The 23,813-nt window shown below is 67.2% G+C and carries 17 protein-coding genes; 12 read left to right on the top strand and 5 right to left on the bottom strand.

The window, feature by feature from the left end; translation table 11 throughout:
• Positions 1-119 precede the first annotated feature (119 nt).
• Genes tagH through tagF form a run of 5 tightly spaced genes read left to right on the top strand, consistent with a single transcriptional unit; the run spans position 120 to position 8,820 of the window.
• On the top strand, positions 120-1,769 hold the full coding sequence (gene tagH / locus ACSQ8Y_RS11085) for a type VI secretion system-associated FHA domain protein TagH (protein WP_436266516.1): 1,650 nt from the start codon (positions 120-122) through the stop codon (positions 1,767-1,769).
• 20 nt (positions 1,770-1,789) lie between these two features.
• Positions 1,790-3,121, top strand: coding sequence for a type VI secretion system baseplate subunit TssK (gene tssK, locus ACSQ8Y_RS11080; protein WP_436266515.1), 1,332 nt, complete (start codon positions 1,790-1,792; stop codon positions 3,119-3,121).
• Positions 3,122-3,127: 6 nt separating this feature from the next.
• Entirely contained in the window at positions 3,128-4,561 is a 1,434-nt protein-coding gene (icmH, locus tag ACSQ8Y_RS11075) for a type IVB secretion system protein IcmH/DotU (protein ID WP_436266513.1), read from the top strand.
• Positions 4,558-8,127, top strand: coding sequence for a type VI secretion system membrane subunit TssM (gene tssM / locus ACSQ8Y_RS11070; protein ID WP_436266512.1), 3,570 nt, complete (start codon positions 4,558-4,560; stop codon positions 8,125-8,127). Before icmH ends, tssM begins: the two co-directional genes overlap by 4 nt.
• Before the next feature lie 12 nt (positions 8,128-8,139).
• Complete coding sequence (gene tagF / locus ACSQ8Y_RS11065) at positions 8,140-8,820, top strand: type VI secretion system-associated protein TagF (protein WP_436266511.1); 681 nt, start codon at positions 8,140-8,142, stop codon at positions 8,818-8,820.
• Between the two features lie 100 nt (positions 8,821-8,920).
• Here the strand turns inward: tagF and ACSQ8Y_RS11060 are convergent, their stop codons facing one another.
• Positions 8,921-9,802, bottom strand: a complete 882-nt coding sequence (locus ACSQ8Y_RS11060; protein ID WP_436266510.1) for a PP2C family protein-serine/threonine phosphatase — start codon at positions 9,800-9,802, stop codon at positions 8,921-8,923.
• A 105-nt stretch (positions 9,803-9,907) separates the two neighbouring features.
• On the opposite strand from ACSQ8Y_RS11060, the gene ACSQ8Y_RS11055 reads away from it, so the two are divergent.
• From ACSQ8Y_RS11055 to dsbD, 7 genes are all read left to right on the top strand, one after another.
• Positions 9,908-12,565 (top strand): protein kinase domain-containing protein, encoded by a 2,658-nt coding sequence (locus ACSQ8Y_RS11055; protein WP_436266509.1) that lies wholly within the window; start codon positions 9,908-9,910, stop codon positions 12,563-12,565.
• A gap of 104 nt (positions 12,566-12,669) precedes the next feature.
• Entirely contained in the window at positions 12,670-14,181 is a 1,512-nt protein-coding gene (locus tag ACSQ8Y_RS11050) for an FAD-binding oxidoreductase (protein WP_436266508.1), read from the top strand.
• Between the two features lie 153 nt (positions 14,182-14,334).
• Entirely contained in the window at positions 14,335-14,826 is a 492-nt protein-coding gene (locus ACSQ8Y_RS11045) for a TlpA disulfide reductase family protein (protein WP_436266507.1), read from the top strand.
• Positions 14,823-15,056 carry a DUF4266 domain-containing protein gene (locus ACSQ8Y_RS11040; RefSeq protein WP_436266506.1) on the top strand — a complete coding sequence of 78 codons (234 nt, stop codon included), beginning with the start codon at positions 14,823-14,825 and terminating at the stop codon, positions 15,054-15,056. Before ACSQ8Y_RS11045 ends, ACSQ8Y_RS11040 begins: the two co-directional genes overlap by 4 nt.
• Positions 15,043-16,236, top strand: coding sequence for a DUF3570 domain-containing protein (locus ACSQ8Y_RS11035; protein ID WP_436266505.1), 1,194 nt, complete (start codon positions 15,043-15,045; stop codon positions 16,234-16,236). Before ACSQ8Y_RS11040 ends, ACSQ8Y_RS11035 begins: the two co-directional genes overlap by 14 nt.
• Positions 16,226-17,176 (top strand): FAD:protein FMN transferase, encoded by a 951-nt coding sequence (locus ACSQ8Y_RS11030; protein ID WP_436266504.1) that lies wholly within the window; start codon positions 16,226-16,228, stop codon positions 17,174-17,176. The genes ACSQ8Y_RS11035 and ACSQ8Y_RS11030 overlap by 11 nt, the downstream gene beginning before the upstream one ends.
• Positions 17,173-19,035: a protein-disulfide reductase DsbD gene (gene dsbD / locus ACSQ8Y_RS11025; RefSeq protein WP_436266503.1), complete on the top strand. Its 1,863-nt coding sequence runs from the start codon at positions 17,173-17,175 to the stop codon at positions 19,033-19,035. The genes ACSQ8Y_RS11030 and dsbD overlap by 4 nt, the downstream gene beginning before the upstream one ends.
• Before the next feature lie 29 nt (positions 19,036-19,064).
• Here the strand turns inward: dsbD and ACSQ8Y_RS11020 are convergent, their stop codons facing one another.
• From ACSQ8Y_RS11020 to ACSQ8Y_RS11005, 4 genes are read right to left on the bottom strand one after another with little or no spacing between them, the layout of a single operon-like run.
• The gene (locus tag ACSQ8Y_RS11020; protein ID WP_436266501.1) at positions 19,065-19,745 is read right to left on the bottom strand and encodes a hypothetical protein; all 681 of its coding nucleotides are present in this window, start codon (positions 19,743-19,745) and stop codon (positions 19,065-19,067) included.
• Positions 19,742-20,854 (bottom strand): ABC transporter substrate-binding protein, encoded by a 1,113-nt coding sequence (locus ACSQ8Y_RS11015; RefSeq protein WP_436266500.1) that lies wholly within the window; start codon positions 20,852-20,854, stop codon positions 19,742-19,744. The genes ACSQ8Y_RS11020 and ACSQ8Y_RS11015 overlap by 4 nt, the downstream gene beginning before the upstream one ends.
• The gene (locus ACSQ8Y_RS11010) at positions 20,851-23,010 is read right to left on the bottom strand and encodes an MFS transporter (protein WP_436266499.1); all 2,160 of its coding nucleotides are present in this window, start codon (positions 23,008-23,010) and stop codon (positions 20,851-20,853) included. Before ACSQ8Y_RS11010 ends, ACSQ8Y_RS11015 begins: the two co-directional genes overlap by 4 nt.
• On the bottom strand, positions 23,007-23,711 hold the full coding sequence (locus tag ACSQ8Y_RS11005) for a hypothetical protein (protein ID WP_436266498.1): 705 nt from the start codon (positions 23,709-23,711) through the stop codon (positions 23,007-23,009). Before ACSQ8Y_RS11005 ends, ACSQ8Y_RS11010 begins: the two co-directional genes overlap by 4 nt.
• Between the last annotated feature and the right edge of the window lie 102 nt (positions 23,712-23,813).

The following is a 23,813-nucleotide window of genomic DNA, read 5'->3' as shown; positions in this document are numbered from 1 at the left end:
AGGGCGCCCGTATAATGACCGGTGCCCCTCGATAGACCCGACCATATTGCAGTGATAGTGAGCCGATGTATTTAACTCTGCGGATTCAGTCGTATAGAAAACAAGCGCCCGCGGCGCCCGTGGAACGCCGGTTCGACCAGCTGGGCGGCACCATAGGCCGCGCGGCGGGCAATGACCTCGAACTGCCCGATCCGGGCAAATACATCTCGCGCAACCACAGCAAGATCGATTTCGCCGAGGGCCGCTACACGCTGATGGATTTGGGCGCCAATCCGAGCTGGATCAACGACCGCCCGGTCGGCACCGGCAAGAGCGCCGCGCTGGAGAATGGCGACCGGCTGCTGATCGGCGATTACGTGCTGGAAGTGGTGGTCGGCGATGGAGCCGCCGCCGCCAATGTGCCCGTGTTCCAGCCCGAAACCTCGGATGCCTTGCCGTTCCAGGCGCAGCCCATGGTCGCGCCGTCGCCGTACGAAGGCAAGAGCTTCGATGAGATGCGCGATACGCTGGCCGGCGTGAAGATACTGGATGTGAGCGGCGGGCATGATCCGCTGTCCGCGCCGTCGGCGGACGATCCGCTCGGCCTGAACATGCTTAACGACGCGAACGCCGCCCATGCCGCGCCGCCGGTCGCCTTCCGGGGTTCCGAGCCGGACCATGCGCCGCCGCAATTCATGCCCATGCAGGGCTTGCAGCCCGACTACGTTCCGCCCGGCTATGTCGCGCCTGGCCACGCCGCGCCCGGCCACCCGGCACGCGGACTGACCGCGTCCGGCCATGCGTCGCCAGCCTTTGCGCAGCCCGCCCATGTGCCTCCCGCGTACGTGCCGCCCGGCGCCGCTTTTGTCGCTCCCGCAGCCGGACATGAGCCATCGCCTTACGGCTATGAGCCGACGGTGCTGACCGTGCGCGCCGCGCCGCCGGCTCCGGCCGCGCCAGCCGCTCCGGCTATGCTGATCCCGGACGACTACGATCCGCTGGCTGATTTTCTGCCACCGCGCGTGCAAGCAGCCCCTCCCGTCATGCAGACCATGCACCCGGCGGCGCACGGCCAGTGGCCGTCGGCGCAGCAGGCCGCGCCGTTTTCCGCACCGTATCCTGCACCTTACCCCGCACCGCCTCACGCGCAGGCGCACGTCCAAGCCGGCTACGCGTCAGGCATGCCTGCGGCGGCGGGGCAGGGCGGAGAGGAAGTGCTGCAAGCGCTGCTGCGCGGCCTGGGCCTGGGCGGCCTGCGCACCACCAAGTCCCCCGTCGAAACGGCGGAGCTGGTCGGCGCCATGCTGCGCGAAGCGACCTCCGGCACCATGGCGGTACTGACGGCGCGCGCCATGACCAAGCGCGAGAGCCGTCTTGAAATGACGGTGCTGGGCGCGCAGGCGAACAACCCGCTGAAGTTCTTCCCCGACGCCGAGAGCGCCTTGTCGCAAATGCTGACCAACGCCTTGTCCGGCTATATGCCGCCGGTGAAGTCCATCGGCAGCGCCTTCGAAGACTTGAAGGCCCACGAGCTGGCCGTCATCGCCGGCATGCGCGCCGCGCTCGATGCGGTGCTGGCGCGCTTCAATCCGGCGCTGATCGAGGCCAAGGAGCCGGAAGGCGTGATGGACAAGATGATGGCCACCACCCGCAAAGCCCGCATGTGGGAACGCATGGTCGAACTGTACGACGACATCCTGCGCGAGGCCGACGACGACTTCCAGCACCTGTTCGGCGAAAAATTCTCTGCCGCCTATGAAGACCAGATCGGCCGGCTGCACCGCAAATAAATCCTAAACAGCGAGTCAATATGTCGTGGAATCGTAAAGTCATCTGGTCGGAAGGCATGCTGCTGCAACCGCAGCACATGCAGCAGCACGACCGTTATCTGCAGACCCAGCTTGAAAGCCGCGTCTCCCGCCTGCAGCCTTATTCCTGGGGCTTCTCGGCGCTGAAGATAGACGAGCAGCAGCTCTTGCTGGGCAAGCTTGCGATTTTGTCCTGCAGCGCCGTGCTGCCGGACGGCACGCCGTTCAACCTGCCCGCCGACGACGACTTGCCGCTGCCGCTGGACATCCCGGAGGACGCGCGCAACGTGACGATCGTACTGGCGCTGCCGCTGCGCCGTCCCGGCATCGCCGAAACGGGCGACAGCCCGGCGCAGGACAACTACGCGCGCCACGGCACCGTCGACCACGAGGCCTGGGACAGCAACGGCATCGACAACAGCGCGCTGATGCAAGTGGGCCGATTGCGCCTGCGCCTGGCGCTGGAATCGGACGTGGCCAACGCCTATGCCTGCATCGGCGTCGCGCGCGTCATCGAGCGCCGTCCCGACAACCGCGTCGTGCTCGATCCCGAATACTGCCCGCCGTGCCTGGACTTCCGCGTGGCGCCGCGCCTGGCCGGCTTCGCCGATGAAGTGGTCGGCCTGCTGCACCAGCGCGGCGACGCGCTCGGCAACCGCCTGTCGCAGCCCGGCGCCGCCGGCGCGGCCGAAATCGCCGACTTCCTGCTACTGCAAATGGTGAACCGCGCCGAGCCGCTGTTCGCGCACATGGCGACCATGACCGGCCTGCATCCCGAAGCCTACTACCGCGAAGCGGTGCAACTGGCCGGCGAGCTGGCCACCTTCAGCCCGAACAACAAGCGCGCGGTCCAGTATCCGGTCTACCGCCACGAACAGCTGCGCGAGACCTTCCTGCCGGTGATGGAAGATCTGCGCCAGTCCCTTTCCATGGTGCTTGACACCCATGCGGTATCGATTCCGCTGGAGGAGCGCCAGTTCGGCATCCGCGTGGCGGTGATGCGCGATCCGGAGCTGGTGAAATCGGCCACCTTCGTGCTGGTCGTGAACGCCCACATGCCGCCCGAGACGGTGCGCACCAGTTTCCCGCGCCAGGTGAAGATCGGTTCGGTCGAGAAAATCCGCGACCTGGTCAACCTGCAGCTGCCCGGCATTGCGCTGCGGCCGTTGCCGGTGGCCCCGCGCCAGTTGCCCTTCCATGCCGGGTTCACTTATTTTGAACTCGACAAGGGCAGCGAGTACTGGCTGCAGCTCGCCACCTCGGCCGGTTTCGCCATGCACGTGGCGGGTGACTTCCCCGGCCTGCAGATGGAGTTCTGGGCGATCCGGAAGTAAGCCGACATGAGCCAGGAAGACCAGCCGCAGCCGGACTCGGACCGCACCATCCTCGTACCCAAGCCGGGTGGAAGGCGCAGCGCACCTGCGCCCGTGCCGGGGCTGGGCGGCGAGGGTGCCGGCGCGGACGCTGCACCGCCTGCTGCCGCGTGGTCCGCCCCGGCCGAGCCGCGCGCCGCGGCGGCATCCGCAGCGGCGTTTGTGCCGGACTCGCCGCCAGCGAACTACGACGCCACGCTGGCGCCGCTGACCGCCGCGCCGCGCGCGCACCTGAACGGCGTCAATCCGCTGGTAGGCGCCGCCAACGCCTTGCTCGACCTGGTGGTCCCGCTGCGCGTCATGGCCACCCACCCCAGCGTGGAGGGCTTGCGCTCCCAGCTGGTGGCCGCCATCAAGAAGTTCGAGACCGAGGCCAAGGCTGCGGGCTGCGCGCAGGAAGCGGTCGCCGTGGCGCGCTACTCGCTGTGCACCTTTCTCGACGAAACCATCTCCAGCACGCCGTGGGGCGGCAGCGGCGTGTGGGCCAGCCGCAGCCTGCTGGTGGCCTTCCACAACGAGGCCTTCGGCGGCGAAAAGTTCTTCCTCATCCTGCAAAAGCTGAGCCAGCAGCCGCGCGCCAACCTGCACGTGCTGGAACTGATGTATTTGTGCCTGGCGCTGGGGCTGGAGGGGCGCTACCGCGTCATCGACGGCGGCCGCGCCCAGCTCGACCTGCTGCGCGAACGATTGCAACTGCTGATCCAGAAAGAGAGAGGCCCGTTCGAGCCGGACCTGTCGCTGCGCTGGAAAGGCTCGAACGAGAAACGCCCCGGCCTGATGCGCCTGGTCTCGGTCTGGGTGATCGCCGCCGTGGCCGGGCTGGTCCTGCTGTGCATCCACCTGGGCTTCAGCTTCCTGCTCAACCGCCAGTCCGACCCCGTCTACGCCGAGCTGCAGCGCATCCGCCTGGTCGCGCCCGCGCCGCCGGCGCCGCCGATGGCCAATCCGCCGGTGCGCGTGGCGAAGTTCCTCGCGCCGGAAATCGAACGCGGCCTCGTCAGCGTGACGGAAACGCCGGACCGTTCCACCATCGTGCTGCACGGCGACGGCGTGTTCAAGTCCGGCAGCGCCGAAGTGCAGGCTTCCTACGACGGCCTGCTGAAACGGATAGGCGAAGCGCTCAAGCCGGTGCCGGGCAAGGTCATCGTCATCGGCCACACCGACGACGTGCCGGGCGGCTCGGCGCGCTATCCTTCCAACTGGGCATTGTCCAAGGGACGCGCGGCCACCGTGGTCGAACTCCTGGCCAAGGAGGCCGGACCCGCCACGCGCTACGCGGTGGAAGGGCGCGGCGAAACCGAACCGCTGGTGCCCAACGATAGCGCGGCCAACCGCGCCCGCAACCGCCGCGTCGTCATTATCGTGCTGACGCCAGCCAACGCGACGACCTCCCAACTATGATCAAACGTTTCTTCAACTGGCTCTTCAAGCCGCCCGTGCTGGCCTTCATCGGGGTGCTGCTGCTGTCGCTGATCTTCTGGTTCGAATCGCCGCTGCTGTCCTTCGACGGCATGGAGCCGTTCGCCTCGACCGGCGTGCGCTGGTTCTTCATCTGGATGCTGTTCCTGGCCTGGGCCCTCTACTTCGGCTGGAAGGTGCTGCGCGCCAAGCTGGCCGAACGCCGCCTGATGAGAAGCGTGGCGGGAGACGCCGCCGCACCCGCGCAGGTGCCGGGGCAGAAGGAGAGCGCCGCCGAAATGGCCGTGCTGGCCAAGCGTCTGCAGGACGCCATGGCGGTGCTGCGCAAATCCAAAGTGGGCGGCGGCGCGGGCGGCCTGTACCAGCTGCCCTGGTATATGTTCGTCGGCGCGCCCGGTAGCGGCAAGACCACGGCGCTGGTGCATTCCGGCCTGAAGTTTCCGCTGTCCGACACGCACGGCAAAGGCGCCATCGGCGGCGTCGGGGGCACCCGCAACTGCGACTGGTGGTTCACCGACGAGGCCGTGCTGCTCGACACGGCGGGCCGCTACACCACGCAGGACAGCTACACCGAGGTGGACCAGGCGGCGTGGAAGGGCTTTCTCCAGCTGCTGCGCAAGCATCGCCGCCGCCGCCCGATCAATGGCGTCATCGTCGCGCTCAGCGTGGCGGACCTGCTGCAGCAGGGCGAAGGCCAGCGCCGCGTGCAGGCGTTGGCGATCCGCGCGCGCATCAAGGAGCTGCACGAGGAACTGGGCATCCGCTTCCCGGTCTACGTCATTGTCACCAAGTGCGACCTGCTGGCCGGCTTCGTCGAGTTCTTCGACAACCTGGGCCGCGACGAGCGCACCCAGGTATGGGGCGTCACTTTCCCGCTGGCCGGGCCGGAGCAGGCGGACGCCGGTCTGAAAGCCTTCCCGGCCGAATTCGACGCGTTGCAGATGCAACTGCAATCGCGTCTGTTCGAACGCATGCAGCACGAGCGCGATATCCAGCGCCGCGCGCTGATGTATAACTTCCCGCAGCAGTTCGCCGCCATCGGCGACGTGCTGGAATCCTTCCTGACCGATGTTTTCGAGTCGACCTCCTACGAGGAAGCCGCGCTGGTGCGCGGCGTCTACTTCACCAGCGGCACGCAGGAAGGCAGCCCGATCGACCGCGTAATGTCCACGCTGGCCGCCAGTTTCGGCCTGGACCGCAAGGTGCTGCCGGCCAATGCCTTCGGCGGGCGCAGCTACTTCATCACGCGCCTGTTGCGCGACGTCGTATTCCAGGAGAAGGATCTTGCCGGCGCCAACCTGAAGCTGGAGCGCAACCGGCGCTGGCTGCAGTGGACGGCCTACGGCCTGACGGCGGCAGTGCTGGTGCTGGTCTCGGCCGGCCTGCTGGCCAGTTACGTCAACAACCAGAACTACGTGGCCGACGTGGCCGCACGCAGCCGGGAGATCGACAAGCTGGCGCGCGCCTTGCCGAAAGACCCGTCGCCGCTGGCAGCCTTGCCGCTGCTGAACGCCCTGCGCGACATCCCCGGCGGTTATCGCGACCAGGGCGACGAAGTGCCGTTCCTGATGGGGCTCGGGCTGTACCAGGGCGGCAAGCTGGGCGAGGGCGCCGGCGGCGCCTACCAGCGTGTGCTGCGCGAAGCACTGCTGCCGCGCATCCTGGACCAGATGGAAACCCAGCTGCGGCGTGGCACGGCCAACAATTCGGAGTACCTGTACGAGCTGCTGCGCGTCTACATCATGCTGGGCGAGCGCAACCACCTGGACGCGGAAGGCGTGCGCGCCTGGCTCGATTATGACTGGGCCCGCAACCTGCCGGAGGCGAACGAGCTGCAGCGGCAGGACTTGTCGCGGCACGTGGCGGCCATGCTGGACCCTTCCAGCCAGGCTGAAAGCCCGCCGCGCCTGAACGCGGCGCTGATCGCGCAAGTGCGTCTGAGCCTGGCGAAGATGCCGATGGGCGAGCGCGTCTACACTCGCCTGAAACGCGACCTGGCGCGCGTCAATGTGCCGGACTTCGACGTCGCGGCCGCCGCCGGGCGCGACGCGGCCGTGGTGCTGACGCGCCAGAGCGGCCTGCCGCTCACGCGCGGCATCTCCGGCGTGTTTACGACGGCCGGCTACAAGAAATTCACCGAGCAGATCGACGCCGCCATCGCCGACGTGGTGAAAGACAGCTGGGTGCTCGATCAGCGCGAAGCGGTCAACAGCGTGGAAAGCGCGGCGCAGATGAAGGCGGTAGTGCAGCAGATGTATTTCGACGAGTACATCCGCCTGTGGGATGCCTTGCTGGCGGACGTGGTGCTGGTGCCGTTCACCACGCTGGACCAGGCTGCGCGCGTGATCAACAGTGCGAGCAGCCAGGAATCGCCGCTGCGGAAGTTCCTGCAGGCGGCCGCGAAACAGACGCGCCTGGACAAGCTGAAGACCGCCATCTCGGGCGTCGATGCCGCCGCCAACACTGTCAAGCAGCTCGGCGACGCGGCCAGGAAGCGCCTGGAATCGGCCCTCAGCAGCGGCGCCGAGGACGTGCTGCCGGCCGACGTGCGGCCCGTGAATCCGGTCGATATCCATTTCTCGCCGCTGCACAAGATGGTGGAGGCGGGCGCCGGTGTCGCCGGTGCTCCAGGTTCGGCCAGCGGCCTGGACGCGATGCTGCTCAAGCTGAAAGACGTCGCCGCCTACTTCGACGCCGCCAGTGCCGCCCGCGCCGCCGGCCAGCCCGCACCGCCGGCCGACGCGCTGGCCAAGCTGAAGCGCGACGCCGAAGGCTTGCCGGCGCCGCTGGGCGCCCTGGTGCGCAATGTGGACACGGCCGGCTCCGGGCTCACCCTGGGCACGGAGCGCGACCGCCTGGACGCCTTGTGGAAGACCGGCCCCGCGCTGTTCTGCCGCGCCGCCATCGCCGGGCGCTACCCCTTGGTGCGCAAGGCCGCGCAGGAAGCCACGCCGGACGATTTCGGCCGCTTCTTCGCCCCCGGCGGCCTGGCCGATGAGTTCTTCCAGAAACACCTCGTCAACTACGTGGACACCAGCAGCGCGCAGTGGCAGTGGCGCACGGTGAACAACGTGTCGCTGGGCATGAGGCAGGAAGTGCTGAATGAATTCCAGCGCGCCGCCCAGATCCGCGACAAGTTCTTCGGCAACGGCGGCAAGCAAGCCTCGGTGCGCTTCGACCTGAAGCCCTTGGGCGCCGACGCTTCGCTGACCAGGGTCACGCTGGACGTCGACGGCCAGCAACTGAGCTTCGCACCGAAGACGCCGCAAGGCGCGGCCACTTTCCAGATCCCGAGCGGCAAAGGCGTCAACGCGGTGCGCTTCGACGTGGCCCCGGCCGGCACGGCCGAGCTGCGCACGGAGGGCGCGTGGGCCTGGTTCCGCATGCTGGACAAGGGCATGCTGGAGCCGTCCGCGCAAGGCGAGCGCTATAAGCTGACCTTCGACCTGGAAGGCCGCAAGATGATGTATGAACTGACCGCGAACAGCGTCAACAACCCGTTCAAGCGGGATGGTGTCGAACAGTTCCGCTGTCTTGAATCGCTGTGATGGAACGCATTGATGGATGAGCCAGACCTGGCGCCGGGCTTCTTCGGCAAAGTCAGCACCCATGGTGACTTCGTGTCGCGCCGCCTGCCGCCACCCCTGCTCGGCGTGTGGGACGCGTGGTTGCAGGCGTCCATGCAGGGCAGCCGCGAGGCGCTGGGCTCGCGCTGGCTGCAAACCTATCTCCACAGTCCGATCTGGCGCTTCGCGCTGGCGCCGGGCGTGTGCGACCGCAACGCCTGGGCCGGCGTGCTGATGCCGAGCGTGGACCGGGTCGGGCGGCATTTCCCGCTCACCATCGCCGCCGGCGCGCCGGGCGGCGGCGGCTTGCTGGACTGGGTGGCCAACGGCAAGCCGTGGTTCGACCAGCTGGAGTCGATGGCCTTGTCGTCGCTCGACGAGCGTTTCGAGCTCGAGCCCTTCGACGGCCTGCTGCAAGCCATGCCGCCGCTGAGCGATGCGCCGCTGGCCGGGCAGGCGGGCGGCGCGGGCTGCCGCTTGCCGCTGGCGTCGCTGGACGCGGTGGCGGCGCAGGTGCCGTTGCTGGCGGCGGCTGCGCTGCGCGGGCAGAGCGTGTGGTGGACAGACGGTTCGGCGCAGGTGGAACCTAGCCTGCTGCTGTGCCGTGGCCTGCCGGCGCCGGCCGCCTTCGCCGGCATGCTGGCCGGGACGTGGCAGCAAACCGGATGGACGTAGGGCGGGTTGGCAGCGCAGCTGCGTAACCCAACATGAGCCGCCATGAGCCGCCATGAGCCGCCATCAGCCGCCATGACGCTTGGCGGTTTTACGGGCGTGCTTAATCGCGGCAGCGCACCAGCACCGCGGTGATGTTGTCCCGGCTGCCGTCGCGCTTGGCAATGTCGACCAGTTCGGCGCAGCAGGCTGGCAGGTTGTCGTCGCGTACCCGCGCCAGGATGGCGGCGATGGCTTCCGGCGGCGAGTTGCCGTACAAGCCGTCGCTGCACAGCAGGTAGACGTCGCCGGGCGCCACGGCCTGCGTCTGCAGGTCCGGCTTGATCAGCGGCGCGGGTCCGAGCGCCTGCAGCAGCAGGTTGCGCGCCGGGAGCGGCTCCTGCATGCCGGCCTCCAGCGCCTGCTGGTACAAGGTCTGGTCGCGCGTGAGCTGGTTCAGGCGGCCGTGGCGGAAACAGTACAGACGGCTGTCGCCGATGTGGAAGATGAACACCGGCCCGTCCTGCGCCACTTGCCACATGCCGGTCAGCGTCGTGCCCATGCCGGCGCCGTCGGCCTGGTCGTTGGCCATATTGGTCTGGTACATACGCTCGTTGGCGAATTCCACCGCGTCGTGCAGCGTGATCATCGCGCGCATGGTGGCGTCGGTCCAGGTGGCGTCGGGATCGGCCTGCACCGGGTCGAAGGCGCTGGCGTGGAAGGCCGGAATAGTGGCGTCGTCAGGCGCTGCCTGCTGCTTGCCTTCGCGCTCGCTCTGCGCCGCACGGATGAAGCTGTGCAGCAGCGTGATGGCGTCGGCGCTGGCGATTTCGCCGGCCTCGTGGCCGCCCATGCCGTCGGCGACGACCACCAGGCCGAGCTCCGGGGCGATGAAAAAATTATCCTGGTTGGACTCGCGCACCGTGCCGACGTCGGTCAGCCCGTAGGCCAGTCCCAGGTCCAGGTGGTGAATTTCCGACGGTGATAATTGCTTCCAGCTGCCCAAGATGTCTCCTGTCATTGAATATGTCGCAAAGGCTATTGCTGCATGCTAGCATGCGCAATGCGGCGTATGGGGCACGATAACAAAAAATGAACGGTGGACGGGGGCATGGACGATAGCGAGCAACGGGACGGAGCAGAAGGCACGACAGGGGACCGCAATGCTGCCGCCGAGGCGCGCGCCGCCATCCTGGCGCGCCGCGTCGCGGCGCTGGAGGCGGTGGTTGCCGTTGAGCGCCGTATGCGCGACGTGCAGGAGATGACGGCCCGCGCCGCCACCGGCCAGCTGGCGGCGCGCGACGGCCAGGCCGACATCACCGTGCCGCGCCAGCTGGCGCACCAGCCGGGCTACGACGACGACGCCACCATACCGGTGCCGCACTACCGGCCGGACGGCACCCGCGAACCGTCGCCGTCGCGCGCACAGCCGGAAGCGCAGGCGGACACATACACGCAGCCGCAGTCTCATTCGCACTCGCACTCGCACTCGCACTCCCAGTCAACTTCGCTGCGCGGTTCGCAGCCGGTGCGTTCGCAACTGCCGCCCATGCCTGCCATGCAGAACCGCTCCATCGGCCCCGGTATTTCGACCCCGCTGGCGCTGTCGACAGGCTTCGAGCTATTCGAATACCGTATCGATTCCGTGCTGGGCCAGGGCGGTTTCGGCATCACCTATCTGGCCACGGACGTCAACCTGAACGTGCGCGTGGCCATCAAGGAGTACTTGCCCGCCGAATTCGCCACCCGCGCCAGCGACAGGTCTGTGTCGCCGCGCTGGCCCGAGGACCAGGAGTTCTACCTGAACGGGCTGGAATGCTTCCTGGTCGAGGCGCGCACGCTGGCCACCTTCCGCCACCCGAACATCGTGCGCGTGGCGCGTTTCTTCGAAGCCCACCGCACCGCCTACATGGTGCTGGAATACGAACGCGGCCAGCCGCTCAAGCAGTGGTGGGAAAAACAGAAGGGCATGCGCGAGCAGCAGTTGCTGTCGCTGGTGCAGCCGCTGCTCGACGGCCTGTCGATGTTGCACGAAGCCGGCTATCTGCACCGCGACATCAAGCCGGACAATATTTATGTGCGCAAGGAGGACGGCAACTGGGTGCTGCTCGACTTCGGCGCCGCGCGTCAAACAGTGGGCGGCATGCAGGCCATGGCCGACGTGGTCACCCCCGGCTATGCGCCGCTGGAACAGTACCAGGGCGGCGAGCAGGGGCCTTGGACCGACATCTACGCCTTGGGCGCTACCCTGTACTGGATGATCACGGGAGCCAAACCGGCGCCTGCGCCCGAGCGCCAAAGCGGCGTGGCGGAATACGTGCCGGCCGTCCAGGCCGGGCAGGGCCGCTACAGCGAGGAATTCCTCAAGGCGGTGGACTGGGCGCTGCGGGTCGACGCCAAGCTGCGTCCGCAGAGCATAGAGGAATTGTCGCAATGCCTGTTCGCCTCGCACGCGGGCAGCCTGGGCCTGCAGGCGGCGCTGCGCGTGAGCGAACTGGAAGGCCAACGCAGCCTGAAGAAGGGCGTGCGCAAGCTGGGCAAGGCGATCTGGCGCCCGACCTCGTGGCCCATGGTGGTGAAGATGACCGTTGCCATGATGCTGGCCGCGCTGCTGCCGATGACCATTACCGCCTATTACAACCTGAACGGTTCGGTGGCAGCGGTCTCGACCAGCGAATTGCGCAACCTGGAGAGCTTGGCGCAAGCCACCGCCGGCCGCATTTCGCAGCTGATTTCCGACAGCCGCTACCAGGCCAGCTATCTCGCCACCGATTCCGATTTCATCGGCTATCTGCGCGCGCCCAGCGAGGCGAAGAAGGAGATCGTCAGCGCCAAGCTGGCCAACCTGATCAGGACCAATCCGGACGCGCACCTGATCTTCCTGATGGACAAGGAGGGCACGGCGCTGGTGTCGAGCGAGCCTGGCGTGGCCGGCGTGAATTTCAAATTCCGCGAATACTTCCAGGAGGCGATGAAGGGGCACGCCTTCATGACCGGCGTGATCATCGGCTCCACTGCCGGCAAGCCCGGCGTGTACTACGCCAACCCCGTGTTCGACGACGCGAAGAACGTGATCGGCGTGGTCGTCATGCGCATCAAGGGCGGTACCATTTCGGCCATCCTGGACGACGCCAGCGCGGGAGGCAAGCGCGTGCCTTTCATGATAGACGGCGACGGCATCCTGGTGCACCATCCGGACAAGGACCAGCTGTACCGCAGCCTGGCACCGCTGCCCAGGGCCACGCTGGAGCGCATCGTCGCCGACCAGCGCTTCCGCCGCCACCGCATCGAAAGCGTGGACATGCCGGAACTGGCCAAGGTGCTGATCGGCGCCAAGGGCACGGGCAATATCAGCTACCGGTCCACGCTGAGCGGCGTCGAGGAGCACGCTGGCTACGCGCCGGTGCAGGGCCACAACTGGGTGGTGGGCATGACCGAATCGCGCACCCGCTTCGAGGAGCCTTTGCAGCGCCTGTTCGTCAATGTGCTGTACAGCGTGGCGGCGGTGGGACTGGTGTTCCTCATCCTGGCGGTGTTGTTCGCGCGCTCCATCACGCGCCCCGTGGTGCGCCTGACCGAGGCGGCCAACGCGCTGAAGGATGGCGACTACGACCGCGCCAACATCAAGGTCACCAGCACCGACGAGATCGGCCAGCTGGCGCGCACCTTCAACGTCATGATCGACGTGCTGCGCCAGCGCGAGCGTGAGAAGCAGCGCGGAAAAGCCGGCTGCGGGCCGGGCGGGCGGGACGGCGCCGAGGACGAATAGCCACGCAGCCGGCGCCGGCGGCGCAGCGAACTGTTTGCGAACCGGGACGTTCGGGTTATGCTCTATGGAAATCTAATCGATTAGATAACTATGGAGATGCAAGCATGTCGAATCCCACGCAATCCGGCCGCCGCCACTTCCTTCAAGCCGGCGCCCTGGGCGCCGCCGCCCTGAGCCTGGCGCCGTCCGCCGTGCTGGCCAAGCCGGCGCTGAAGCTGGGGCCGCACGGGCTGCGCGCCTTGGCGCACGACCTGGACGGCCGCCTGATCCAGCCCGGACAGGATGGCTTTGCGCTGGCGGCCTGGCCGAACAACGCGCGCTGGGCCGGCGTGCAGCCGCAGGCGGTCGCCATGTGCGCCACCGAGCGCGACGTGCAGCTGTGCGTGCGCTGGGCCGCCGACAGCGGCTTGCCGTTCGCGATCCGCTCCGGCGGCCATAACTACGCGGGTTTCTCCACCACCTCCGGCCTGCTGATCGATGTGAAGGCCATGAACAGCGTGAAGCTCGACCTGAAGAACGGGACCGCCTGGGTGCAGGGCGGCGCCAACAACAACGACGTGGCGGCCGCGCTGCGCGCCCATCCCTACGCGATTCCGTCCGGCCGCTGCCCGACCGTCGGCACCAGCGGCCTGGTGCTGGGCGGCGGCTGGGGCTTCTCCGCCACGCATTCCGGCCTGACCTGCGACAGCCTGCTGGCCACCGAACTGGTGGTGGCGGGCGGCGGCGTGCGCAGCATCCACGCCCGCAGCGAGGCGCTCGCCGACCGCGAGCTGTTCTGGGCCGTGCGCGGCGGCGGCGGCGGCAACTTCGGCGTCCATACCGGCTTCACCTTCAAGCTGCATCCGGTCGGCCAGGTGACGACCTTCAACCTGGCCTGGGCGCCCGGCAAGCAGATCGAATTGCTGCGCGCGCTGCAGGCTTTCCAGCTGAAGTATCCGACCACCATTTCCAGCCGCAGCAAGGCGCTGCCTTCGGCGGCCGGGGCGCGGCCAACGCGCGATTCGATTTACGTGGTAACGCTGGGGCAGTTCTGGGGATCCGAACAGGAACTGCGCGAGATGCTGGCGCCGCTGTACGCCATCGCCAGGCCGACGACGGAGGACATTTACCAGGTCGACTACTGGCGCGGCCGCGACTACCTGCTGACGGACGACCCGAACGGCTTGTACGACATCCGCTGCAGCTACGTGCAGAACGAATTGGGCGAGGCGGCGCTGGACACCATGTTGAACTGGATGACGCGCTGGCCGGGCGGTTCGCTGCTGCAGGAGAACATGGGCATCCTGTTCGCCATCGGCGGCAAGGTCAAGGAAGTGGCCAGCGACGCCACTGCCTATGTGCATCGCGGCTCGAATTACATCTTCGAGATGGAGTGCTCCTGGGGCCCGATCGACAAGCCGGAAACGGTGCTGCGCCAGCGCGCCTGGTTGAAGGACTACTACGACGACATGCAGCGCTTCCTGCAGCCTGAATCCTACGTCAACTTCCCCAACCGCGACCTGAAGAACTGGGCGCAGGCTTACTACGGCAGCAACCTGGCGCGCCTGTCCGGCGTCAAGCGCGATGTTGACAGAGGCAACCTGTTCCGCTTCGAGCAAAGTATTCCGAGAGCGTAATTTTGTTGTTAGCAGTTAACATTTGTGTCGCGAGGTATATTATTGCCGATCAATGTTAATTTTCCATTGTCACTTTCTGTTAAATAGTTTCTAATGTCGCCCCTACGACTGCGTATTTCTACGTAGAAAATTTCACGCTCTGGGGGTATCACCATGAAACGTTCGATGCGCTGGCCGCTGGCCGCTGCATTGCTGTGCGCGCTCGGCACCGGGCACGCTGCCGACACATTGAAGGACTGTGCGCTGGACAAGCTGGACGGCTCGGGCAAGGTCGACCTGGCCAAGCAGCCCGGCAAGCTGGTCTACGTCGACTTCTGGGCCTCCTGGTGCGGTCCTTGCAAGCAATCCTTCCCCTTCATGAACAAGCTGAAGAAGCAGTTCGAAGCCAAGGGCGTGACCGTGGTCGCCATTTCGGTCGACAAGGATCCGAAGGATGCCGTCGAATTCCTCAAGGACCATCCGGCCGACTTCACGGTGGCCAGCGACCCGGCCAGCAAATGCGCCAAGGCCGCCGCCGTCAAAGGCATGCCGACCTCCTACATCGTCGGCAAGGACGGCGCCATCCTGTACACGCACAAGGGCTTCCGCCCGGCGGACATGGAAGAAATCACCAAGCAACTGCAACTTTTGAGCGAGAAACAATGAAGCAATCTATGAAATGGCTGGCGGCCGTGGCCTGCGTGCCTGTGCTGGCAGCGCTGGGCGGCTGCGCCATCACCAAGGTCGACGCGACCGAGCGCGGCAACCTGGCCAAGGAAGTCATGCAGCGCGACTCCGGCTCCCAGCACGTGGCGCTGGAACAGCACATGTCCGCATCGAAGGAAAGTACCGCTGGCGGCTACAGCGTGGGTGGAGGTGGCTGTGGCTGCAACTAAACATAATAACAAGCCGAACGAAGCGCTGACCGTCCTGATGGCGGCGGCCCTGGCGCTGCCGGGCATGTCGGCCCAGGCGGCCGATGCCAATGTGCGCAACGACAGCGTCGTGCTGAGCTACAACCACGGCGACTACGCCGAGTCGAACAAGCGCATGGATGCGCGCGTCGACCAGGTCTCCGTGACGGTGCCGCTGGGCGACCGCTACGAGGTCAAGCTGAACACCATCCGCGACGTGGTCAGCGGCGCCTCGCCGTTTTCCAACCGCGTGGTCGCCGGCAAGCCGGTGATGATACTGGCAACGGCCGCTTCGATCCGCGAGAAGCGCGAAGTGATGGACGCCAGTGTCGGCTACTACGGCGACGATTACTACGCGGGCGTGAACGTCGGCCGTTCGATCGAGAACGACTACGACGCGCACTTCATCAGCGCGAGCTACCGCCGTGGTTTCAACGACAAGAACACCACGGTGTCGGTGGGCGCGGCCTTCTCCAGCGACGAAGTGTGGGAGAAGTACTATCCGCTGGTGGCGAACGCCAAGCCTTCCGTTTACCGCGACCGCCACAAACACGACCTGATGGTCGGCGTAAGCCAGATCCTGGATGAGAACAGCGTCGCCCAGCTGGTGCTGTCGCACGGCTACACCTACGGCTACCTGAACGAGCAGTACCGCCGCGCCGTCATCCAAACCGCCAAGGGCCCGGTCTTTGTCGCCGATGCGCGCCCGCAGGACCATACGCAATGGACCGCGCTGGCCCGCTACAGCCATTACTTCGCCGCGATCAATTCGGCGCTGCACCTGGACTACCGTTTCGGCCTCGATAGCTGGGGTGCGGATTCGCACACCGTCGAAGGCAAGCTGCGCGTGGCCCTGGGCGGCGGCTGGAGCGTAGCGCCCGGCCTGCGCTACTACACGCAGAAGAACGCCGATTTCTACCAGACCTACTTTACCTCCGCGCCGGCCAACGGCCTGACCACGGTCGACTACCGCCAGGCCGCATTCGGCGCGCTGTCGCCAAAGCTGGAAGTGGTGAAGACCTTCAAGAACGGCACGCAAGTGCGCGCCAGCTTCGAGAACTACCTGCGCAATTACAGCTACCGCCTGAGCGGCGCGCGCGGCAACGCGATCGACAACTACCACGCCCGTCTGCTGAGCGTGAGCACGGACATTGCCTTCTAAGTCCGCCCGGCTCGCGGTCCATCGCTTTGAATTCAAGGCGATGGGCACGCGCTGCGACATCCGCGTGTTCGCGCCGGATGGGGAGGCGGCCGCGCGCGTGTTCCTGGCGTGCGCCGAGGAGGTCAACCGGCTGGAGCAGAAATACTCGCGCTACCGGCCGGGCAACTTCCTGCATCAGATCAACCTGGCCGCGCAGCATGGCGGCGAGGCGCAGGCGGACGCGGAATGCATGTCGCTGCTGGACTATGCGCACGCGTGCCACGTGCAAAGCGAAGGGATGTTCGACGTGACGTCGGGCATCCTGCGCAAAGCCTGGAATTTCGACCGCGCCGCCTTGCCCGACGCGGCGCTGCTGGAACGCACGCTGCAGTCCGTGGGCTGGCAGCACGTGCAGCGCGACGGCCTGTTGCTGCGCTTCGCGCGCAAGGGCATGGAACTGGACTTCGGCGGCATCGTCAAGGAATACGCGGTGGACCGCGCCGTGGCGGTCTGCCGCGGCCTGGGCATCGCGCACGGTGTGGTGGACCTGGGCGGCGACATCGGCGCCATCGGTCCGGACCCGGACGGCGAGCCATGGCGCATCGGCATCCGCCATCCGCGCGCGCCGGAACGGGAAGTGGCCAGCATCGCCATCGCGCAGGGTGCGCTGGCGACCAGCGGCGACTATGAACGCTGCATCGAAATCGACGGCCAGCGCTACAGCCACATCCTGTCGCCGGCCACCGGCTGGCCGGTGCAAGGCCTGGCCAGCGTGACAGTGGTGGCGGAACAGTGCGTGGTGGCGGGCAGCATCAGCACCACGGCGATGCTCAAGGAGGGCGCCGGCGCGGCATGGCTGGCCGGCCTTGGAGCGCCCCACGTCTGGGTCGACCTGGACGGCAATATTGGCGGTTCGCCCGAGGGTGGCCGCGACTCAAACAACCTGGAGATATTCCAATGAAGTACCTGGTCACATTGTTGTTGGCGTTGTCGTCGCTGTTTTCCCTGGGCGCCGCGCATGGCGCAGACTTCCTCGAAGTCGAGCAAGCCTTCAAGCTGCAGGCCGAACTGAAGGACGCGAAAACGCTGAGCCTGGGCTGGGCCATCGCCCCCGGCTATAAGCTGTACCGCGACCGCGTGAAGCTGGGCGTGGAAGGCGCGCAGGCGCAACTGGCCGACGCGCCGCTGCCGCGCGGCGAAGTGAAGTTCGACGTCAACCTGAACAAGGAAGTGGAAACCTTCCACAAGCGCCTGGACCTGCCGGTCGCCATCGCCAAGGCGCAAGCGCCCTTCGTGCTGACGCTGAGCTACCAGGGCTGCGCGGAGGAAGGCCTGTGCTATCCGCCGGTCGACCTGCGCTTCGCGGTCGATCCGGCCAAGCCCGGCCTGCTGACGGCGCTGGCCGAGGACGAAGCCGGTCCGGCCGCTATCGATGCAGCCACTGCTTCGGCCTCCGCTTCCGCCACCGTCACCGCGGCGCGTTCGGCCACCGTGGCCGTGGAGCAGGACGACAGCTCGCTGGCCCAGCAGACGCTGAAAAGCGGCAGCCTGTGGCGCATCGGCGGCGGCTTCTTCATCTTCGGCCTGCTGCTGTCGTTCACGCCGTGCGTGCTGCCGATGATCCCCATCCTGTCTTCCATCATTGTCGGCGAAGGCAATGTGTCGCGCGGACGCGGCTTCATGCTGGCCCTGGCCTACTGCCTGGGCATGGCGCTGATCTACAGCGCCATGGGCATAGGCGCGGGCCTGGCCGGCGCCAGCATGGCAGCAGCGCTGCAAACCCCATGGGTGCTCGGCATGTTCGCCTCCCTGCTGGTGGTGCTGTCGCTGTCGATGTTCGACGTCTACCAGCTGCAGATGCCAAGCTCGCTGCAAAGCCGCTTGAGCAATACCAGCGGCAGCCTGCGCGGCGGCCGTTTCATCGGCGTGTTCGTCATGGGCGCGCTGTCGGCCATGATCGTCGGCCCTTGCGTGGCCGCTCCGCTGGCCGGCGCGCTGCTCTACATCAGCCAGACCGGCAACGTTTTCACCGGCGGCTGGGCCTTGTTCGCCATGGCCATGGGCATGAGCGTGCCGCTGCTGCTGACCGGCGTTTCGGCCGGCAGCCTGCTGCCGCGCGCCGGCGGCTGGATGAACGGCGTCAAGCGCGTGTTCGGCCTGCTGCTGATCGCCACCGCCATCTGGATGGTGTCGCCGGTGCTGCCGGCCTCGGTGCTGATGCTGCTGGTGGGTGCCTACGCCATCCTGTGCGCGGTGCACCTGCACGTGTTCGATGCGGCCCACCTGCACACCAAGACCGGCGTCACCGGCCAGCGCTTCGGCAAGACGCTGGGCCTGGTGTTCCTGCTGCTGGGCGTGTTCGAACTGCTCGGCGCCGTCAGCGGCGGCAACAACGTGATGCAGCCGCTGGAGCATCTGCGCGGCGGCGCGGGCGGCAGCCTGCAGGCCGAAGCGAAGCCGGCCAGCCGTTTCAAACGCATCAGCAACCTGCAGGACCTGGAGCGCGAACTGGCCGGCGCCACCGCGCCGGTGATGCTGGACTTCTACGCCGACTGGTGCGTGGCCTGCAAGGAGATGGAACACCTGACCTTCAGCGACAAGACGGTCGCCGAAACGATGGGCAAGTACACGCTGCTGCAGATTGACGTCACAGCGAACAATGACGCCGACAAGGCGATGATGAAGAAGTTCTCGCTGTTCGGCCCGCCGGCCATCGTGTTCTTCGACAAGGACGGCAAGGAAAACGCGCCGGCGCGCGTAATGGGCTACATGGCCAAGGAAGCTTTCCTGCCGCGCATCCAGGGGCACCTGGGCAGCTGAACCGGTGTGGATGCACGGCGCGCGCCACGCTAGGCGCGCGCCGCCGTTCCATAGTTCACATACCAGCGCTGGTCCTGGTCCTGCCAGCATTCATAGCCCACCAGGCCTTCGGACAGCGCCATGCGGTGGCTGATATGGTCGTTCGACGCGACCTCGTGCTGCTTGTTCCATCGCACGGGCGGCTGCGCCAGGTCCCTCAGCATCACCAGCCGGGCCAGGCCGCCATAGACGATGGCGTAGCGCCGCACCGAAAACCCCTCCAGCAACAGGCCGCGCAGGCTGCGCATATTTTCCGGCGCCACCGTGGCCGACACCAGCGTGCGGCCCAGGCTTTGCCCGAGCGCGATGCGTTCCTCGATACCTGCGCAATGCAGTCTGCGGCCGCGCCATTCCGGCAGCGAAGCCGCGCCGTCCAGCACACACATGCGCGCCCGGTCGGCGGGGCCTGCCTGCAACAGTTCGGCCATGTGGTCCACCGTGTGCGACTCCATGGCCAGCACGCCGTAGGCCACCAGTTCGCCGTCGGCGTGGCAGCACAGCACGCGTCCCTGGCGTTCCGCGTGGCTCTGGAAATGGCCCAGGTCATCCGGCCGCACCATGCCCTGCGGGACCAAGGCCAGCACCGCGCAGTGCAACTGGTGCACCAGGGGCGCTTCCTCGGCGCGCATCAGGCGCCAGACGAAGGTCGAATCGGCGTTAAAGATCGTCATCTCAGCAGCTCCGCATAGTTGAGCACTTTCAGCGGCGGATAGAGGTCGAGCTGGGCCGCGACGGACATATTGACCAGGTAGGAGAAGCGGGCCAGCGTTTCAACCGGGATTGCGGCCGGCGCAATGCGCTGGCGGAGGATCTGCTGCACTTTGTGGGCCGTCAGCCGGCCCACGCTTTCATAGCCGGACACCAGGCCGAACAGCGCCTTGCCCTCGCGCAGCGGAATCTCGGTCGCCGAGAAGGAGGGCAGGCGATGCGCCAGCGCCGCCTCGGTCAGTACCTTGCGGTTGGCGGCCAGGAAGCTGTCCGGGCCGATGTAGAGCAGCTGCACATTGTTCTGCGCCAGTTCCGCCACCAGGGCCGGCAGTTCCGACGCCATGGGCTGGCCTTTGGCGTCCAGCGGCACCGGGCGTTCCAGCAGTTGGCAGCGTTCGCTGGCCGCCACGGCACGCAGCTCCTTGACGTTGGTCAGGGAATTGGGTTCGACCGGATTGTAGATGATGGCCAGCCGGAAGAAATTGCGATAGGCGCGGATGGCGCCCATCTGCAGCGCCACCGGCACCACGTGGCAGGCGCCGGTGATGTTGCGGCCGGACGTGGTGAGCGACTTGACCAGGCCGGAACCGCGTGGCGATGCCACCATGGTGAACACCACCGGAATGTCGGTCACGTGTTTTGCCGGATCGGCCGCCCCCTCCTTGCCAACCACCGCCAGCGTGACCGGCGTGCCCCAGGTGTAGATCAGGTCCACCTTCATGGCGCGCGCTTCGGCCACCAGCTGCGGCACCTTGCTCACGTCGAGCGCCACGTCGCGCACGATCAGTTCGACCGGCATGTCGTTGACTGCGAAATAGTCGCGGAAGCCTTTTTCCACGGCGGTCTCGCCACGGAACAGGATCATGAAGATGCGTGGCGGACGGGCGGAAGCCGGAACTGCTGCCATCGCTGCCGCCGGTACCGAAGCGGCCGCCGGGGACGATGGCGCTGCCCCGGCCGCTGCCGCTGCCATTCCCGGCACCGGTACCGGCGCCGGCGACGCGAGCGCGCGCGGCAGGGTGCGCCCCAGGGCCAGCGCGGCGAGGGCGCCGCAAAGTGCGCGCCGCTTCATGGCGCCACCTCCGGCGTGCGGGCGGCCGCGCCTTTGCCTGCGGCCAGGAACACTACTGCGAACAGCGCCGAGGCAGCGAGCGCGAAGGCGCCGAGGAAGGCCATGGCTTGCGCCGGGCCGTAGCGCACGGCGAGCATGCCGGTGACCAGCGGCCCGGCCGCCGCGCCCAGGCGCTCGAGCAGGCGGAACAGGCCGACGATGGGGCCGGTGCCCGCGTCGCGCGCCTCGTCCTGCGTGACGCGCGCCACCAGCACCAGCTGTGCCGAAATGCTCATCGACTGCCCCAGGCCCAGTGCGCCTATGCCCAGCATGACCATCCCGCCGCTGGCGCCGTAGGCCACCGGCAGCAGGCCAAGGCCGGTCAACACGCCGCCGGCCGCCACCAGCACGGCGTAGGCGTTGTAGCGGTCGGCCAGGTGGGCGAACAGCGGGGCGAGGGCCAGGGAACTGAGGCCGTACAGCATGGTGTAGCGGCCGATCTCGGACTTGGAATGGCCCAGGCTGGATAGCAGCACCGGCACCAGGAAGATCAGGAAGCCGGAGTACAGGAACTTGGCCGGGACGCCGGACAGGATGGACAGCGCAAGGAAGCGCTTGTTGCGGATCAGGCGCGGCAGCAGCGGCCCAGTGCGCGCCGTTGGCGAGCCTGGCGTGGCGGGCGCAGAATGCACGGAATGCACGGAATGCACGGAATGCACGGAATGCATGGAATGCATGGAATGCATGGAATGTGCGGCAGCCTGGGCCTGCGCGGACGATGGCCAGGATGCGCCGGCAGGGCGAGCTGCCTGGGAACCTGGCCCTGTCTTGCTCAGCACCGCCGCCGCGATGGCCGCCGCCGCCAGCGCCACGCCCGCCCCCAGCAGGAACACCATGCGGTAGCCGACCCGGTCGGCCAGGATGCCGCCCACCGCCGGCGCGCAAATCTCCGCCACCATGATGGCGCCGACGAACAGCGCCATGCCTTTGCCCCGGTTGCTGCCGTCGGTGTTGTCGAACACATAACCCTGGCAGGCCATGAACATGATCGCGTAGCCGATGCCGGTTGCGGCGCGAGCGGCCACCAGCGTGAAGTACTCGGGCACCAGCCCGGTCACGGCCAGCCCGGCCATGACGGTCAGCGCGCCGGCGATATAGCTGCGGCGGCGCCCCAGCCGGTCCGACCAGTGGCCCGCGAACGGCATGGTCAGCGCCACGCCGAGCAGGAAGGCGGTGATGGGCAGGCTGGCATGCAGGCCGCCGCCCACCAGCGTGGTCTCCAGCGAGCCTGCGTATACCGGCAGGAAGGGACGCGACAGCATCTCGGCGAACATGAACAGGAAACTGAGCACCCGCACCAGCACGATGCGCTGCTGCAGCGGCGTGGCGTCGCTGCTGACGCCGAAGGAATAAGCCGTGCGTAGGCGTTGCAGCAGCGGCTCGGCCAGCGCGGCCTGCTGCGGGTTGGCCTGTTTGATCGCGGCGGCGGCGCGCACCAGCTCACCGAAGCCGTGGTTGACGCGCTCCGTGATGCCGTGCAGCCGCGCGGCGATGGTCGCGCCCGGCTCCGGCGCCGCGCGCTGGCGGAAGTCGCCCGCCGCGATGCTGGTCATCAGCGCCAGGATCTGGCGCATCGGCGCGGTGAAGTTCAGCGTCACCACGAACCACAGGATCTCAAAGGCCATCAGCAAGCTGGTGATCAGCACGATGCCGATGTCGTAGCGCAGCTCGCGCACGCGGCCAGCGACGTATTGCTTGTCCACCCCGACATGCAGATGGCCCACCGTCGCGCCGTCGTGGACCAGGGGCAGGGCGGTGTCGAGGAACTCGTCGGGCTCGCTGCTCTCGGCCTGGGTGCTGCCATAGAGCGCGGTGCCGTTGCGGTCCACGATGCGCAGGTAGGCGAGGTCGCGGTTCTGTTTCAGCACGTCGGCGAAGAAATCGGGCACGCCTTCGAGCCGCTGCAGCGGGATGCCGTAGCCCAGCGCACGCACCAGCTGGGACGACAGCGCCACGCCGGTGGTCTGCGCCTTGCGGCCCAGCTCCGGCAACAGTTTGCGTTCGGACAGCGACCATGCGTACAGCGACAGCGACAGCTGCACCGCCATCAGCAGCGCCAGCGCGAACACGAACAGCTGGCGCACCGGACGCACATACAAGCGTTCTTCGGGGTTCATAGCCCTTCCCCGGCGACGTCCTTGGTGGTGATGGCGCGGCGTGCCTGCTCCAGTTCGCGCATGGCCTGGCTGGCGCTGCGCGCGACCTGCTCGGCCAGCGCCGCCGCGTGCCTGTCGGGCCGGGCCACGGCGGGTGCGTCCCGGTCCAGCCCGTGTTCGATGCTGCCCAGGGTGCGGCCGATGCGGCGCACCCACAGGCGGATGCCGATGACGGCGAGCAGGGCGGAGACGGCGGTGGCGGCCAGCGCGGCGAGCAGCAGCTGGCGGGAGAGGCCGGCAATGAACTGGTCGTGGCTGCGGCGCGAGTAACGCAGTTCGATGGCGCCCACCGTCACGCCCAGGTTGTTCGATAGCGGCAGGCTGACCGTGGTGCTGTTCTTTTCGGCCGGGCGGCCGGTGGTGAACGCAGGCCGGCCATGGTCGTCCTTGACGACGATGGAGACGATCTCGGGGTCTTGCAGCGCTTCGAATTCGATGGCGGCCTGCGCATTGCCCAGGCCGCGCACCGGCAAGCCGAGGTCCAGCCCCGTCTCCAGGTTCTGGCGCAGCACATTGACCGTAAAGCGCAGGCGCGACTCTTCCAGTTCGCTCAGCGTGCGGTCAAGCTTGCCCACGTTGAGGAAGACGGTGAGTGCTATGGCCAGCACCGAAATGAGCACGATGGGTGCGGTAATGGTAACGCTGAGTCGTGACATCGCCATGCGTGGACACCTGGGAAACTGTCGTGTGATATTGATCGGTCAACTGTGCTGTAAAAATTGTAGCACTGTTGAGCTTGGTCAATATAAGTTTCCCTGAATGTG

Source organism: Pseudoduganella sp. LjRoot289 (assembly GCF_964252925.1).
GTDB lineage: Bacteria > Pseudomonadota > Gammaproteobacteria > Burkholderiales > Burkholderiaceae_D > Rugamonas.
This window is presented reverse-complemented; position numbering and strand designations above follow the sequence as displayed.

What these genes read in the sequence shown, in the direction of transcription:
- ACSQ8Y_RS11005 (WP_436266498.1), bottom strand. Translation starts at nt 23,711, where the DNA reads ATGGCGATGTCACGACTCAGCGTTACCATTACCGCACCCATCGTGCTC.
- tagF (WP_436266511.1), top strand. Translation starts at nt 8,140, where the DNA reads ATGGATGAGCCAGACCTGGCGCCGGGCTTCTTCGGCAAAGTCAGCACC.
- tssK (WP_436266515.1), top strand. Translation starts at nt 1,790, where the DNA reads ATGTCGTGGAATCGTAAAGTCATCTGGTCGGAAGGCATGCTGCTGCAA.
- tssM (WP_436266512.1), top strand. Translation starts at nt 4,558, where the DNA reads ATGATCAAACGTTTCTTCAACTGGCTCTTCAAGCCGCCCGTGCTGGCC.
- ACSQ8Y_RS11055 (WP_436266509.1), top strand. Translation starts at nt 9,908, where the DNA reads ATGGACGATAGCGAGCAACGGGACGGAGCAGAAGGCACGACAGGGGAC.
- ACSQ8Y_RS11015 (WP_436266500.1), bottom strand. Translation starts at nt 20,854, where the DNA reads ATGAAGCGGCGCGCACTTTGCGGCGCCCTCGCCGCGCTGGCCCTGGGG.
- ACSQ8Y_RS11010 (WP_436266499.1), bottom strand. Translation starts at nt 23,010, where the DNA reads ATGAACCCCGAAGAACGCTTGTATGTGCGTCCGGTGCGCCAGCTGTTC.
- ACSQ8Y_RS11050 (WP_436266508.1), top strand. Translation starts at nt 12,670, where the DNA reads ATGTCGAATCCCACGCAATCCGGCCGCCGCCACTTCCTTCAAGCCGGC.
- ACSQ8Y_RS11045 (WP_436266507.1), top strand. Translation starts at nt 14,335, where the DNA reads ATGAAACGTTCGATGCGCTGGCCGCTGGCCGCTGCATTGCTGTGCGCG.
- ACSQ8Y_RS11020 (WP_436266501.1), bottom strand. Translation starts at nt 19,745, where the DNA reads ATGACGATCTTTAACGCCGATTCGACCTTCGTCTGGCGCCTGATGCGC.
- icmH (WP_436266513.1), top strand. Translation starts at nt 3,128, where the DNA reads ATGAGCCAGGAAGACCAGCCGCAGCCGGACTCGGACCGCACCATCCTC.
- ACSQ8Y_RS11040 (WP_436266506.1), top strand. Translation starts at nt 14,823, where the DNA reads ATGAAGCAATCTATGAAATGGCTGGCGGCCGTGGCCTGCGTGCCTGTG.
- dsbD (WP_436266503.1), top strand. Translation starts at nt 17,173, where the DNA reads ATGAAGTACCTGGTCACATTGTTGTTGGCGTTGTCGTCGCTGTTTTCC.